At 57.9% G+C, this 15,224-nt stretch carries 15 protein-coding genes; 3 read left to right on the top strand and 12 right to left on the bottom strand.

The features are described from left to right. Nucleotides 1-55 precede the first annotated feature (55 nt). Both Q4577_RS02450 and Q4577_RS02445 read right to left on the bottom strand, forming a co-directional pair. Nucleotides 56-472 (bottom strand): secondary thiamine-phosphate synthase enzyme YjbQ, encoded by a 417-nt coding sequence (locus Q4577_RS02450; RefSeq protein WP_303466693.1) that lies wholly within the window; start codon nucleotides 470-472, stop codon nucleotides 56-58. 6 nt (nucleotides 473-478) lie between these two features. Continuing rightward, the gene (locus tag Q4577_RS02445) at nucleotides 479-1,009 is read right to left on the bottom strand and encodes an SRPBCC family protein (RefSeq protein WP_303466696.1); all 531 of its coding nucleotides are present in this window, start codon (nucleotides 1,007-1,009) and stop codon (nucleotides 479-481) included. A 199-nt stretch (nucleotides 1,010-1,208) separates the two neighbouring features. On the opposite strand from Q4577_RS02445, the gene yghX reads away from it, so the two are divergent. Further along, nucleotides 1,209-2,105 (top strand): YghX family hydrolase, encoded by an 897-nt coding sequence (gene yghX, locus Q4577_RS02440; RefSeq protein WP_303467447.1) that lies wholly within the window; start codon nucleotides 1,209-1,211, stop codon nucleotides 2,103-2,105. A 2-nt stretch (nucleotides 2,106-2,107) separates the two neighbouring features. Here yghX and Q4577_RS02435 read toward each other — a convergent pair whose 3' ends face one another. From Q4577_RS02435 to Q4577_RS02390, 10 genes are all read right to left on the bottom strand, one after another. Continuing rightward, a complete protein-coding gene (locus tag Q4577_RS02435; RefSeq protein ID WP_244691371.1) occupies nucleotides 2,108-2,362 on the bottom strand; it encodes a hypothetical protein in 255 nt (84 codons plus the stop codon). Nucleotides 2,363-2,665: 303 nt separating this feature from the next. Continuing rightward, nucleotides 2,666-2,923, bottom strand: a complete 258-nt coding sequence (locus tag Q4577_RS02430; RefSeq protein ID WP_244691372.1) for a hypothetical protein — start codon at nucleotides 2,921-2,923, stop codon at nucleotides 2,666-2,668. A gap of 205 nt (nucleotides 2,924-3,128) precedes the next feature. Further along, nucleotides 3,129-3,407, bottom strand: coding sequence for an HlyU family transcriptional regulator (locus Q4577_RS02425; RefSeq protein WP_244691373.1), 279 nt, complete (start codon nucleotides 3,405-3,407; stop codon nucleotides 3,129-3,131). A 9-nt stretch (nucleotides 3,408-3,416) separates the two neighbouring features. After that, complete coding sequence (gene rpoD, locus Q4577_RS02420; protein ID WP_303466699.1) at nucleotides 3,417-5,411, bottom strand: RNA polymerase sigma factor RpoD; 1,995 nt, start codon at nucleotides 5,409-5,411, stop codon at nucleotides 3,417-3,419. Nucleotides 5,412-5,524: 113 nt separating this feature from the next. After that, complete coding sequence (gene dnaG / locus Q4577_RS02415) at nucleotides 5,525-7,489, bottom strand: DNA primase (protein WP_303466701.1); 1,965 nt, start codon at nucleotides 7,487-7,489, stop codon at nucleotides 5,525-5,527. Between the two features lie 78 nt (nucleotides 7,490-7,567). Next, complete coding sequence (locus Q4577_RS02410) at nucleotides 7,568-7,855, bottom strand: DNA primase (RefSeq protein ID WP_244691375.1); 288 nt, start codon at nucleotides 7,853-7,855, stop codon at nucleotides 7,568-7,570. A 140-nt stretch (nucleotides 7,856-7,995) separates the two neighbouring features. Then, a complete protein-coding gene (locus Q4577_RS02405; RefSeq protein ID WP_244691376.1) occupies nucleotides 7,996-8,550 on the bottom strand; it encodes a TadE/TadG family type IV pilus assembly protein in 555 nt (184 codons plus the stop codon). Then, the gene (locus Q4577_RS02400; RefSeq protein WP_244691377.1) at nucleotides 8,547-9,083 is read right to left on the bottom strand and encodes a TadE/TadG family type IV pilus assembly protein; all 537 of its coding nucleotides are present in this window, start codon (nucleotides 9,081-9,083) and stop codon (nucleotides 8,547-8,549) included. The genes Q4577_RS02405 and Q4577_RS02400 overlap by 4 nt, the downstream gene beginning before the upstream one ends. After that, nucleotides 9,080-10,696 (bottom strand): TadE/TadG family type IV pilus assembly protein, encoded by a 1,617-nt coding sequence (locus Q4577_RS02395; RefSeq protein WP_303466702.1) that lies wholly within the window; start codon nucleotides 10,694-10,696, stop codon nucleotides 9,080-9,082. The genes Q4577_RS02400 and Q4577_RS02395 overlap by 4 nt, the downstream gene beginning before the upstream one ends. 356 nt (nucleotides 10,697-11,052) lie before the next feature. Continuing rightward, nucleotides 11,053-12,483: a Glu/Leu/Phe/Val dehydrogenase gene (locus tag Q4577_RS02390; RefSeq protein ID WP_303466704.1), complete on the bottom strand. Its 1,431-nt coding sequence runs from the start codon at nucleotides 12,481-12,483 to the stop codon at nucleotides 11,053-11,055. Between the two features lie 564 nt (nucleotides 12,484-13,047). On the opposite strand from Q4577_RS02390, the gene Q4577_RS02385 reads away from it, so the two are divergent. Together Q4577_RS02385 and Q4577_RS02380 are read left to right on the top strand one after the other, a co-directional pair. Continuing rightward, entirely contained in the window at nucleotides 13,048-14,688 is a 1,641-nt protein-coding gene (locus tag Q4577_RS02385; RefSeq protein WP_303466706.1) for a TadE/TadG family type IV pilus assembly protein, read from the top strand. Continuing rightward, entirely contained in the window at nucleotides 14,685-15,224 is a 540-nt protein-coding gene (locus tag Q4577_RS02380; RefSeq protein WP_244691652.1) for a TadE/TadG family type IV pilus assembly protein, read from the top strand. Before Q4577_RS02385 ends, Q4577_RS02380 begins: the two co-directional genes overlap by 4 nt.

Raw genomic sequence — 15,224 nt, 5'->3', positions numbered from 1 at the left:
GGGAAACCTGCCCCCAGCGCCCAGTTTGGCGGTTTCGCCCCGGAAGTTGCAGGGGCTAGCCGAGATGCGCGGCGACCTGGCGATGGTGGGGCGCGGCACGATGTTCAAACACATAGATCCCTTGCCAAGTGCCCAGCCGCAACCGGCCATTGGTCACCGGGATCGACAGCGAGACCGGCAAGAGAGCGGCCTTGATATGCGCGGGCATATCATCCGGCCCTTCATGAAGATGGGTCAGGAACGCCATGTTCGGGTCGTTGGCGGGCGGCACCAGTCGGTCGAAATAGGCCAGCAGATCGACACAGACCGACGGATCGGCGTTTTCCTGAATCAGCAGGCTGGCGGATGTATGCCGGATCAACAGCGACAGCACGCCGGTGCGCGGCTCCACCGCTTCGACCCAGGCCTCGACCTCACGGGTGAATTCATAGAGCCCGGGGCCCGCCGTCGGAATTGTAAATGTGGTTTGCATCGCGCCTTAGCTTTCGATCAAAGCCTTCAGGTTGGCCAGACCGCGTTCATAATCACCGCCCACCCAGCCGTCCATCATCACCCCCATCCAGCGGGCCAGCGGGTTCATTCCGGTGTCGGTCGCAAAGCCCCAGGTGACTGTGGTGCGACCATCCGCTTCGACCAGGGAAAACTGTGCCTCCGCCCGGCCCATGTCGCCAAAATCCAATGCTGTCACCACAAGTGTGTCCGGCTCTGATGTGATGATCTCCTGGCTGCCGTTGCCGACCTGCGGCACATCCGACTGCCATTCCAGACGGTTGCCGACGCCGCTGTCCGGGCCGCTGTAGGTCAGGGCCACATCGGGATCACGCGCCAGCCAGGGGGACCAGTTTTCCGTCGCCTTCATGCTGTTCACATGCGGAAAGACCGCCGCCGCCGGGGCATTGATTTCGACACTGCGATGCACGTCGACATGGCGCGGCAGCAGAAAAGCACCGGCCACAAAGACCACGGCCAACAAAATGACCAGCCGCAACAGATGCTTCAGAATACCCAATGGACCCTCCAATGCTTGCCTCAGGATAACATCAATCCAAGATCCCGTCACCGGGAATGTGAGCTTGGCCGGCCGACAGGTGCATCGCACGAAAACGTGCATTTTTCGGGACTTCTCAGAACCGTATCTCTGGCTATCCTGCCCGCATGGCCAACCCGGCACTGGCTCGCCCCATCACGGAGATCTTCCAATGAATGAAATGACGCCCACCCCCCGCATGACCGCCAAGGATTTCGACCAGGAGCTTCTGGACCTTTATGACTTTTACGCACACGGCAAGATCAGCAAGCGCGAGTTCCTTGAAAAAGCAGGGAAATTCGCCGTCGGCGGTGTGACCGCAGTGGCGTTGTTGAATATGCTCAGCCCGAATTATGCCATCGCAGAGCAGGTGAAATTCACCGACCCGGACATCACCCCGGAATATATCACCTATCCTTCGCCCAATGGGCACGGCGATGTGCGCGGCTATCTTGTCACGCCGACAAATGTCGAAGGCCCGATGCCGGCGGTGATTGTCGTGCACGAAAATCGCGGTCTGAACCCCTATATCGAAGATGTGGCGCGGCGGGTGGCCAAAGCCGGGTTCATCGCGCTGGCGCCGGACGGGCTCAGCTCGGTTGGTGGATACCCCGGCAACGACGCCGAAGGCCGGGACCTGCAGCGCACGGTAGACGGCGTGAAATTGATGAATGATTTCTTTGCCGCCTATGAATTCATGGCGGCCAGTGACACAACCACCGGCAAGGTCGGTTGTGTCGGGTTCTGTTATGGTGGCGGTGTGTGCAACGCTTTGGCTGTGGCCTATCCTGAACTAGGTGCCTCTGTGCCGTTTTACGGACGCCAGGCCAGTGCCGAAGATGTGCCCAAAATCCAGGCGCCGCTGCTGTTGCAATATGGCGAGCTGGACACCCGGATCAACGAAGGCTGGCCCGCCTATGAAGCGGCGTTAAAGGACCATGGCAAGACCTACACCGCGCATATCTATCCCGGCGTGAACCATGGCTTTCACAATGATTCAACGCCCCGCTACGATGAGGACGCCGCAGAACTGGCCTGGCAGCGTACCATCGCGCATTTCAACACCTATCTGCGATAGGCTCAGTTCTCAAAGCAGGCGATTTGGCCCGCGGTGCGTTGATCCAATGGCATGGCGCATACTTCTGTTTGGCTTTCGGTTTCCGGCCCCAGAAATGCAGAGGGCTGGAGCCACGCCTGCCGCACCACGCCATCGAAACGCACTTCCTGCAATGTCAGCTGCGCATCGGTGCCGACATGGGCGGTGGCCATGGTCGGGGCCATCAAGGGGGATGCAAGTGCAAGGGCGGCGGCGGTAGCGAATTGTAATGTTTTCATGTCGTTGTCTCCTGTTACCCTCAGATGGGGACAAAAGACGGCAAAGCCAATCCGCCACGCCTATACATCTGCGCACATGCTTGGTGCGCAACCGCAGTGTCACATCATTGTGTGCGGGACCATTTTGTCCGGCACCACTTTGTCCGGCGACATTCAAGCCAAACCGGTCAGGCAAAGCATCAATCTATGACTGTCGGCGACAAAAAAACGCGATTGTGGGCAGGGTTGTCAATGCACCTACCCCCGAAACGCGAAGCGCCGCCCCCATGGGCGGCGCTTTTTATAAAAATGCAGCAATCAGGCTTATTCAGCAGGCTCAACTGCCATTTTTTGCGGCGGTGCCGAAATGGTGAAACCGGATTTCTCCAGCGCACGAATGGCCGCACGGCCTGCCTTGGTGCTCGCCTTGCGGGCGGATTTCCAGGCGGCATTCAGCTCTTCTTTGCTGGCTCCGGGATTGGCGGCCTTGAACTCTACGCGCCAAAAATTACGGGCGATAGTGCGGGCTACCCGGCGCCGCGTTTTTTGCTCGGCTGTGAGCGGGGTATTTTTTTTCTCCACGGTGATTTTCCTCAAACCAAAAGGAGGGGTGCCCGGGAACCGGACACGGGCACCAGGATAGGTGCGCCAAATTCCGGATATCGCCAATCTCTGATTCCACAAAGAGAATTCAGCGAGATAGATAAACCTTTAATAACTTTACCAAATTTGCGCCGGTCTGCGCGCCGGGAACTGAGGCAGGTTGCCCTGCCCCCCCCCCAAAGGATCACGGGAAAATTGCGTCGCCCTGTTGGTCGATCATCTGCTTGGCCTTGTTGACCGATGCGTCGATCGCATCCTTTTCGCTGTTGATCACATCGGCCCGGATCATTAGATGGCTTTTGGTTTCGCCATCTTCGGTTTTTTCAATACGCGCCCCAATGCGGAAGCCCCCCGGACCGCTGACCGGTTCGGGAAAGATGTTAAATCCAGCGTATTCCACCGGCGTCGGGCCAGAACTCTTTGCCCCGGTCCCGCCACCAAACAACTTCGAAAACAACGACATCACAGCCCCCTATTGATCAAGGAAGCTGCGCAGCTTGCGCGACCGGCTGGGGTGTTTCAGCTTGCGCAGCGCCTTGGCTTCGATCTGACGGATACGTTCACGGGTCACGCTGAACTGCTGGCCCACTTCTTCAAGCGTGTGATCGGTGTTCATGCCGATGCCGAACCGCATCCGCAACACACGTTCCTCACGCGGGGTAAGCGACGACAACACGCGGGTCGTGGTTTCCTTCAGGTTTTCCTGAATGGCGGAATCCAGTGGCAGCACCGCGTTCTTGTCTTCGATGAAATCGCCAAGCTGGCTGTCTTCTTCGTCGCCGATCGGGGTTTCCAGCGAAATCGGCTCTTTGGCGATTTTCATCACCTTGCGAACCTTTTCCAACGGCATTTGCAGCTTTTCTGCCAGCTCTTCCGGCGTCGGCTCGCGGCCGATTTCGTGCAGCATCTGGCGCCCGGTGCGGACCAGTTTGTTGATCGTCTCGATCATGTGCACCGGGATACGAATGGTGCGCGCCTGATCCGCAATCGACCGGGTGATCGCCTGACGAATCCACCAGGTCGCATAGGTCGAGAATTTATAGCCCCGACGGTATTCGAACTTGTCCACCGCCTTCATCAGGCCGATGTTGCCTTCCTGAATAAGATCAAGGAATTGCAGGCCACGGTTGGTGTATTTCTTGGCGATGGAGATCACGAGACGCAGGTTGGCCTCGACCATTTCCTTTTTCGCCTGACGGGCCTCTTTTTCGCCTTTCTGAACCTGACCGACGATGCGGCGGAATTCAGAAATATCCAGACCCACGTATTGACCGACCTGCGCCATTTCGGCGCGATATTCTTCGATCTTGTCCGAGAACCGTTCAATGAACATCTGCCAGCCCCGACCGGATTTTTCACCCATCCGCTCAAGCCAGGTGGGGTCAAGCTCGCGCCCGCGATAGGCCTCGACAAATTCACGACGGTTGATCCGCGCCTGATCGGCCAGTTTCACGATAGAGCTGTCAATCGCCATGATCCGGCGGTTGATGCCATACAGCTGGTCAATCAGCGCCTCGATCCGGTTGTTATGCAGATGCAGACCATTCACCAGTTCAACAATCTCGGAGCGCAGCTGTTGATAGACCGCTTCGTCCTGCTTGCTGAACGAATTGTCTTCGTTCAGGGTCGCGGAAATCCGGCTGTCCTGCATTTCCGACAGGTGAATATAGTCGTCCGCAATCCGGTCCAGCGTTTCCAGAACCTGCGGCTTCAGCGCGGTTTCCATCGCCGCCAGCGACATATTGGCCTGTTCGTCTTCTTCGTCGTCGTCATCATCCTTGGAAATCGGATTTCCGTCGGCGTCCAGCTCTGGCCCGGTGTCGGGCTTTGGCGCAGACGACACATTGGCCGCCGTGGCCGGAACCACCGGTTCGCCGACAACGCCCTCTTCATCCTCCATCTGACCAGAGAATGTGGTCTCAAGATCAATGACGTCGCGCAGCAGAATGTCTTCGCTCAGAAGTTCGTCACGCCAGATGGTGATCGCCTGAAAGGTCAGCGGGCTTTCACAAAGCCCGGCGATCATCGTGTTGCGGCCAGCCTCGATCCGTTTGGCAATCGCGATCTCGCCTTCGCGCGACAGCAATTCGACCGATCCCATTTCACGCAGATACATCCGCACCGGATCGTCAGTGCGATCCAGTTTTTCCGACGCCCCGGAGGAAAGCGTAACCTCGCCCGGTTTCTTGGTCTCGACCAGATCGGTCGCACCTTTGTTTTCGTCTTCTTCGGATTCTTCGTCGTCTTCCGTGACCTGGATGCCCATTTCGGACAGCATCGACATCACGTCCTCGATCTGGTCAGAGCTGACCTGATCAGGCGGCAGAACGTTGTTCAGTTGGTCATAGGTAATATATCCGCGCTCGCGCGCTTCGGCGATCATCTTCTTGACGGCCGTCTGGCTCATGTCAAGCGATGCGTCTTCCGGGGCGTCCGTCTTCTGATCGTCGGTATCTTTGGCGGCCATGCGGGGCTCCTGTTTGCGGCGCAGATGATTCGCGGTTCCGAATCATTACCGAATCTGAGTGATTCGTGCAGCGTTTTACTTGTATTTTTCTACTAATTCCTCACCAAACCGCGTTATTTTCGTCGTTTGGCATAGGTGATGCGATCCAGCAGCGCGTCAAGTTCGTTGCGTTCATCGCGATTGATTCGCGCGCCGTTCGGTCCGGTGTCATATTCTGTCTTGTCGTCCTGTACCCCGGATTGCGCACGGTTGCGCGCCTCTGCCGCCTGACCCAACCGGTATGTCACCGCTTCATCGGTCACATGATCCAGATCTTCGGCGGCCTCTTCCATCTCGTCCTGCAGTCCCTGACGCGCGGTCAGTTTGGCGAATTCCTCGGCCAATGTCATACGGGCCAATTCGATGTCTCCGGGTCGACGCACACATGGGATGATAGCCACATGGCCCATGGACAGCAGGTTTTCAAGGGCCTCCGGTCCCATTGCATGTTGGATTTCTGATTGCAGCGCGCTGCCATCCGGTTGGGCGTGGCGCAAAATCAGGTCGCGCAGATGGGCATGTTCTGGATCGGAACAGCGCAATTGTTCCAGCGCATGTTCGAATTCCAGCGCAACGGCGGGGGTCTGAACGGTGGCGGCCAGGATCACCGCCTCGCGCATTGATACAAACCCGGCATCATCCGCCGAGGCAAGAAGCGAGGATTTTGTTCGGGCTCTGGCCGATTCCGGTGCATCGCGTCGCCAGGGTTTCTTGTTGCCGGGCTGCCATGTCCTGGCATTGGGTTTGCGCCGGGCGGCGGTGAACAATTCCCAACGCAGATCCTTGACCGCCTGACCGTAATGGCTTCGGATTGATGGATCCTTGATCAAGGTGATCTTGGCGCGCAACGCCTTGTCCAGCGCGGCCTTTCGCTCGGGGCTGTCCAGCACCCGGCCTTCGGTTTCGCGCCGCCACAGTAATTGCACCATCGGAAGCGCCTGATCCAGAAGCGCCTGCACCGCTTTGGCGCCTTTGGCCCGCAGCAAATCGTCAGGATCCTGCCCTTCTGGCATCAAGGCAAAGCGCAGGGATTTCCCGGCCTCCAACAAAGGCAGCGCCAGATCAATCAGCCGATGCGCAGCCCGCAGACCAGCGGTGTCACCATCCAGCGCGATGATCGGCTCATCCGAGATGCGCCACATCAGCCGCAATTGGTCTTCGGTCACGGCGGTGCCAAGCGGCGCAACAGCGGCACCAAAACCGCCCTCCACCAGCGCAATCACATCCATATACCCTTCGGCCACGATCAACGGCAAACCTTTGCCCGCCGCCTCACGCGCGGGCCCGTGATTATAGAGATTGCGGCCCTTGTCGAACAATTCCGTTTCAGGCGAATTCAGATATTTGGCGTTGTCATTCGGGTCCATGGCCCGCCCGCCAAAGGCGATCGCCGCGCCGCGCCCATCGCGGATCGGATACATGATCCGCCCGCGAAACGTGTCATAGGGCCGCCCGCCCTTCTGGCTGGGTTTGGCCAGACCGGCGGCAAAAATCAGCTCTTCCGGCACGTCCTTGGATCGCAAATGGTCCCACAGCCCCTGCCATGCGTCGGGGGCAAAACCGATTTCGAATTTCTCTAGTGTTTCGGGGGCCAGACCGCGACGGTTCAGGTAATCGCGCGCCGCCGCCGCCGCGCCGGTGCCCAATTGCAGACGGAAATATTGCACCGCCTGTTCCATCACATTGATCAAAAGCGTCCGGCGATCCGCCTTTTCGCGGGCCCTTGGATCGCGTGCCGGCATCTGCATCCCGGCTTCTTCTGCCAGAATCTCCACCGCCTGCATGAAACCGACATTTTCGGTTTCACTGATGAATTTCAGCGCATCCCCCTTGGCATGACAGCCAAAGCAATAATAGAATCCCTTGCGGTCATCCACATGAAAAGACGCGCTTTTTTCCTGATGGAAGGGGCATGGCGCCCACATGTCGCCCTTGCCCTGATTGCTTTTGCGGGTGTCCCACATGACTTTGCGGCCGACCACATCGACAATGGATGTGCGGCTGCGCAATTCATCAAGGAATCCCGGGGGCAGGCTCATAAGTCAATGTATCCTACCCAGCGTGGCAAGAGTCGAGTCCGCCGCAGCCGGGTCAGGGCAGTTCTGCATCAATTTACATTATTGCGCGTTGCATTGTTCCGCAAAAACATCGCCCGGCCCCGCGCTCAGATCCGCCTCTGGCAGGGAATACACCCATTCCGCCAGCGCCGGGATGGTTGGCACAAACCGTTTCTTGCGGCCAGTATACTCTCCGGCAACGGTTTCCATCGACGCGTTTATCACCGCCCCGTCCTGACGTTCGGCCACGATCTTGTCGACGATTTCACCAAAGACCGCACAATCCGGGTTGGCCGCCAGGGTCGCGGCGGGCATCAGGGCAAAGCATGTCACCAGTAAAAAACGCATATTGGATCTCCTGTCTTGCGGGGTGAGATAGGACAATTTCTGCCCGGTCTCCAGCCCCGCGCCGACATCTCTATGCGCAAACCCCTGTAATCGGCAACAACAGGCCGATCAGGCGGGTGATGGCCGCCGAAATCGGGCGCCTAATTGTCCGACCAGACCAATTGCGGCGCAAACCGTGGGCGGCTGAAGGCCAATGTGTACATTTCCTGGCTATCTATCCCGGGGATGTTCAGCGGCGGTGTGTAAATTGACGAGGTTTCGACCACGATCACCCGTTCGTTGTGCAGCAAGCTGGGCAAGTTATCGACCAGGGTCGTGTTCAGATCACGATTTTTCAGCGGATACAGCGGGCCGCGCGTTTTGGACCAATCCCGACGATAGGCATTCTTGTTCTTGTTCCAACGCACCATTGTCACCCGCAATCCAACCTGATCGCCGGACCGGGCAAGAAAGGACAGCATGTCGTGCATCCCGTCCATATACCCATTGGTGACCGCATCGGTTTCCCGGCTGAGCGCATCCGAAATGGTATAGGCGGCATTGGTGTTGATCGCCCGCTGGCGATAGGCGTCGAAATAGACATAGGCCGCCCCCAGAAGGAAGATCAACAACGGGGCAAAGATCGCGATTTCGATCGAAGCATTGCCGCGACCGTCCTGCAGGAATTTCTGAATCTTGTGCAACATGGGGGTCATCTCGGCTCCTGAACAAAGGCAGAGGTCGCGACAAGCGCGGCATAACCTTCATTGTCCTTGCTCAATTCCGCCGCCAGCCCGCTGGTCGGAAACACAGGTTTGAACATCAGACAGGCCCGCAACAGCATAAGCTCATTGGCGGCACCGGCCTGAAAATTGCGCAGCGGGCGCGCCTCCTGATCTGCATTGCGGCAATCGGCACTGCCGGGGATGGCCTCGAACGAGCGTGGATCGACCACCTTCATTTCCAGTCGGAGGTTTTCGGCGCAATCGGTAATGATTCCGGCCCGATCACAGATCGATTGCCGGATCGCATCATGGCCCGGCACAAACCCGGTCGCCAGCCGGAGCTCGCGCACGGTGGTATCCAGCCCGCGTTCCAGCATGGCGTGCCGAATATTCAAATACCCCATCTCGACGCTGGCGCCCAAAATGGTGGCAAACATCGTGACGATAATCGCGAAATCTATGGTGGCTGTGCCACGTTCGTCACGACAGAACCGGCGGGCTGCGGCCCGCATCATTGATCTCATTGGATCAGCCTCAAATTATTGATTTGCCGTGCGATGGCATGGAAGGTTTCGGTGATTTCGATGCCTTCGACGGCAAAGTAATGCGACGGCGACGAGGCACAGTCCTGCAAGGCCGCCTGACCGCCAGAGGGGGCCTCAAACGCGATGGCAAAGACCACAATCCCCTTGTCCCGCGCCACGCCACAAATCTCTGACAGCCGGGTGTCGGCCTGGGTGCCATTCACGATCGAAGTCGAGCCATAGTAGATGTCGGAATAGGTATTATAGGAGATATGGCCGTCGTTCTTGGGCTTCTCCCAGAACTTCCTGGCCACTGCCTTGACCCCGAATCTGGCATAGACTTCGGCATTTTTCATCCGGCGGGCGTTGGCCCCGTCGGGGGCGTTGCGATAGCGATAAGACCAGCCGTAATTTTCGTAACGCAGCCAGAAATATTCGTCGTTAAGGCTGCCGGAATTGTCATCCACCAGCACCGAAAACCGGTCATCGGACCCGATGCCATTGCCCCGTTCGTCAATCCAGATGTCGGACCATTCGGTTTTGAACTGGGGTTTCAGGTCATATTCCGTTGTGTTTTGCCCATCGGTCATCAGCACCACGACCTTCATCGCCTCTGTATCGGTAAAGGTCGCGGGGCGATCGGTTGCAGAGGCGCCAAGATGGCCATTGGCACGCATCGCATCAAACACCGGCTGCACCTTGTCCGACAAAAGGGCCGCGCCCCATTTCATGCCCAGATCAATGGCGGTGTTGCCCCCTGCCCCAAGCGAGTCGATGTGATCCTTCAACGCCTGCGCATCGCTCGATGCCACAACGATTTCGCCATAATCATCATCGGCGCACCAAGGGCTGGAAATGGAGAGCGTGCTTTCGCTGGAAGAATAGCGATCAAAATGCGCCAGCCGTTTCAGAAGCTGCGTGCCGGTGATGTCGACGGTATCGAATTCATCATCGGCGAAAATCACGCAGTTGGAATAGGCATGGGTGTCCTCGATATTGAAATATTGCGACACCAAAGGCCCCAGATTGACCGTGGCATTATATGGCACGACCGAGATTGTCGTCATATCCAACGCGTTTTCGGTTGGCGTGATCACCGTATCGACAAATTCCTTGCCCGCAGCGCGCAGGTTTTCGATCTTGCTGTTTGATCCCATCGACCCCGAAATATCGAGCACCATCGAGATTTCGACCTTGGATATCTTTTCCTCCGCCACGCTCAGCGCCGGGGCGTTCAAACTGTCGATGCCGCCCAACCGCATGAAAAAGGTTTCGACATCTGTCTGGCCGATGGCGGTGACGGTGCGATAGTTCAAACCATCGTCGACGCTGACATCGGTCAGCGCAGCCCCCAGCCCCGCCGCAGTCACATAATCCTGTGCGACCTCTGCCGGGTCGCCCTTTTGGTCAAGATCCGCCGCCGCCAGAACCGCCCGGTCAAGCACGTGCTGCATTTTGGTGCGCACCGCTTCGTAGCGCATGACGTCAATGGCCGCCCCCGTGGTCAAAAGGATCGCCAACGACATGTATACCGACAGAATTGTGGCGTTTCCCCCTTCGGCCCGGCAAAACCGCGCGGCGGCGGCTTTGGCGTTTCTGGCAAATTCTGACATGGCGATCTTTCCCCTTCGGGCGCAAAATAGTTGTCTGCGCAACGATCACTTCTGCGGGGGAAATCGTGGGCGCCGTGGGCATAAAAGTGGCAAGATCAAGGCGATTAACGCTGATTTTTGGTAAATCCACCGGGGGTGGGTGGCAAATCCCGGACCGGATCAGGCGGGGCAACCGTCGCTTTGCAACGGGGCCAAGCGTGGAAATATGCAGCGGGTTGCGTGCGACCGCCAGTTCCGCCCGGCCATGCGCAAAAGGAAACGCGCGCCGGTTCGGGCGCGCGTTCCGTTTCTCTGTGCGAGGTCTCTTTGCAGGGTCACTTTGCCGGGCAATCCCCGGCAATCCCCGGCCTGTGACCTCAGAGCCCCTTGGCGCGATAGCTGGCTGCAACCTTGCTGATCGACACCAGATAGGCAGCGGTGCGCAGATCCTCGACGTCGTCCCGCCCATGCCAGATGTCGCGCATCGACTGATAGGCAATGCGCATCGTGTCATCCAACCCGGACCGCACCAATTCCAATTCATCCGCGCCGCGCAGATATTTGGCCTTGAAGTCCGGCGTCATTGACCAGGCCCCGCCCAGATGCTGGTCGAGCCGTTCAAGTTCGCGCACGATCAATTCATGCCGCGCCTCTTCCTGACGGCGCTGCATGCGGCCAAACCGAATATGGCTGAGGTTCTTGACCCATTCGAAATAGGACACGGTCACACCGCCGGCATTGGCATACATGTCTGGAATGATCACTGTGCCCTTCTTGCGCAGGATGTCATCCGCCCCGGCGGTCACCGGGCCATTGGCGGCCTCGATGATCAACGGTGCCTTGACCCGTTCGGCATTGGACATGTTGATCACACCTTCCAGCGCGGCCGGGATCAGAATATCGCATTCTTCCTCCAGCACCGCCGCCCCTTCGGCATGATGCGATGCATCGGGGAATCCGGTCACACCGCCGTGTTTGACGATCCATTCGTGTACCGCCTCGACATTCAGCCCATCGGCACTGAACAGCGCACCATCGCGTTCGATAATGCCGGTGATCAAACAGCCGTCTTCTTCTTGCAGAAATTTGGCGGCGTGATAGCCCACGTTGCCCAACCCCTGAACGATCACCCGTTTGCCATCCAGCGTCCCGGACAGGTTCGCCTTGGCAACACCGCGATCATCCCGAAAGAATTCGCGCAGGGCATATTGCACCCCCCGTCCCGTCGCCTCGACCCGGCCGGCAATGCCGCCGGCATTCAACGGTTTGCCGGTCACACAGGCGCGGGCATTGATGTCGGTGGTGTTCATCCGGGCGTATTGATCCGCGATCCAGGCCATTTCACGTTCGCCGGTGCCCATGTCGGGGGCTGGCACGTTCTGGCTTGGATGGATCAGATCGCGCTTGGCCAGCTCATAGGCAAACCGCCGGGTGATCTGTTCAAGCTCATGTTCATCATATTGCCGCGGGTCGATACACAATCCCCCCTTGGAGCCGCCAAACGGCGCTTCGACCAGAGAGCATTTATAGGTCATCAAAGCGGCAAGCGCTTCGACCTCGTCCTGATTGACCGCGTTGGAATAGCGAATACCGCCTTTGACCGGTTCCATATGTTCGGAATGCACGGACCGATAGCCGGTAAAGGTCTGGATACGCCCCCGCAGGCGCACGCCAAAACGCACGGTATAGGTGGCGTTGCAGACCCGGATTTTCTCTTCCAGCCCCGGTGGAAGGTCCATCAGCGCCACGGCGCGATTGAACATCAGATCCACGCTTTCGCGAAATGTCGGCTCATTGGCAGGCTGCATAGGGTGTCCTCCGTTAAGTGATGTGTGACTCGCCATCTATTTTGTTTTTGAACCAAGCCTATGACGTCATAGTTAAGAGTTGCGAGTGAATTCTTTTCTGATTGCTTCACATGGTGAAAAAACTTTGTGAAACAGAACTTGCCAGCTCGGGTGCGGCGAGCCAGACCCGCCGGACCGGCACCGCCAGACCAGACCCGCCGGGCCGTTTCAGCAGACCAGTGCCAGCAGACCAGTATCAACAGATCAGGGTCAGCAAATAGGGGTCAGCACATCAGGATCAGAAACCGGAATGTGGCACCCCACCCGGCGGCCGCCACAACAGGGCACAATTTCTGCCAAAAAAGGTTCAATTTGTTTCTATTGCCCGGACAATACCGGAAACCCCCGCCCACTAATGCGCAACAAGAGACAAAAACCCCTTATTTGACAAAGGCTTGCCATATTTCCGCCGCCTTCTTCCCGCACAACAGACTGCAGCGCGAAGTCTGCCCAGCGCCGCAATCTGCACCCGCCCTTTTGGCGACACACTGGTGAAGGCCGGGCAATTGTAATGAGGAATTTCGAATGCAATTGGACACCTGCGGTCCGCTGTCTTCCTGGGGGGGAAGGGTCACAGCACGAACAAAAAGCTTTCGTTCCGACGAAACCGGCACCATCACGGTTCTGGCGATGATCATCTTTGTCGGCATCATTGCCATCTGTGGCTTCGGCGTCGATCTGATGATGAACGAAATGAAGCGCACAAAGCTTCAGGGCACGCTCGACCGGGCGGTTCTGGCGGCTGCCGACCTGGAACAGGAACTTGATCCGGCTTCGGTGGTGCAAGACTATTTCACCAAATCCGGTGTGGCCGATACATTGACCTCAACCACGGTGGATGATGGCGTCAGCTACCGGACCGTGACCGCCACAGCGTCGCAAACATCGGATTCCCTGTTTCTGGGGATCATTGGCATCGACGAAATGGTGGCCCCCGCTGCCGGTCAGGCCACAGAGATCATGGCCAATGTGGAAATCTCGCTTGTGTTGGACCGGTCGGGGTCGATGGGATCGAACAGCAAGATCCAGAACCTGCGCGCCGCAGCACGTGAATTTGTCGACGCAGTGATCCAGCCCGCAGATTCGCCCAGCCTGACCACCGTGAACCTGGTCAGCTATAACGCCACCGTAAATCTGGGGTCCATCGTCTCCCAGTATTTCAACCTCTCGGCGGAACATAACTATTCCAGCTGCGCGGTGTTTCCCGACAGTGCCTTCAACACCCTGGGCATTTCCCGCACGGCGGAACTGGATCGGTTGAGCCACTTCGACATGAACAGTTCCAATGAAAATTCGACCGCGATTACCAATTCCTGGTGCCCGGATGACGATTACGGATCTATGCTTGTGCACAGCAATGATGCGGATGCTCTGAACGCGCATATCGACGCCTTGGGTGCCGGCGGCAACACCGCCATCGACCTGGGGATGAAATGGGGCACGGCGCTGCTGGACCCCAGTGCCCAGGACCTTGTGACCGACATGATCAGCGATGGTCATATCGACCAGGTTGTCTCTGGACGTCCTGTGGCCTTCACAGACATGGATACGCTGAAGATCATCGTGCTGATGACCGACGGGGCCAATACCACCGAATACGACCTGAAGCCCGCCTATCAGACCGGCATGTCGCAAATCTTTATTGATGATCGCGGTGACAACGATGCGTCAAACGATCGGTTTTCCTCGCGGATCATTGACCTGCCGGGCACCGTCGCAGACGTCTATTACTGGGACCGTTACGAAAACTCCTACTACAGCTACAAATATCGCACGACCCCCGATGGTGGCAACTCGGCCCGGCAAATGTCGAACGCAGAGGTTTTCGCCCGCTGGGGCACCCGTGCGCGCGCCTATAAATTCTTCCGCACGCCCTATCAGAACGGTCAGATCCCTTATAGCGACTATTATGACGAGTATTACGCCTATGAAAGCATTGTCGGCGCGGACCATGCCGACGCTCGCCTGGAGACCATCTGCCAAGGTGCCAGAGATGCAGGGATTGTGGTCTTTGCCATCGGATTTGAAGCGCCGCAGCGTGGGTTGGACGCCATGCAGGACTGTGCCTCCTCTCCTTCGCATTACTTTGACGTGCAGGGCGTGGAAATCTCGGATGCCTTTGCATCCATTGCCCGCACCATCTCTCAATTGAGGTTGACCCAATGACCCATCGGATAAACCAATATCTGCGCCGTTTCCGCCGGGACGAGGCCGGTTCGGTCGAAACAGTGGCCTTTGCCATCTGGTTGCCGCTGATCATTTTCACCCTGCTGGCCGCATTGGAGGTCGGGGCCTACACCGCACGGGCCACCATGCTTGAACGTGCATTGGATCAGGTGGTGCGCACCATTCGTCTCAGCACCGGCAGCGCCCCACAGCATTCCCAGATCAAGGATATGATCTGTGACCGTGCGGTTATCCTGCCAAACTGTGAAGAAAACCTGCGTCTGGAAATGGTGCAACGTGATCTGCGCAATTGGGCCGCCCTTCCCGCCACGGCGGATTGCACCGACAACTCGCTAGAGGTCGCCCCGGTCCGCGCCTTTGAAAACGGTCTGGAAAACCAGCTGATGGTGATGCGGGCCTGCGCCAAGATCTCGCCCATCTTTCCGCTGACCTGGTGGGCAGAGGCCGTGCACAAGGATCAAGCAGGTGACTATGCGCTGCTTGCCGCCACCTCCTTTGTTCAAGAACCGAGGTAA

The sequence above is a fragment of the Marinovum sp. 2_MG-2023 genome, from assembly GCF_030548265.1.
GTDB lineage: Bacteria > Pseudomonadota > Alphaproteobacteria > Rhodobacterales > Rhodobacteraceae > Marinovum.
This window is presented reverse-complemented; position numbering and strand designations above follow the sequence as displayed.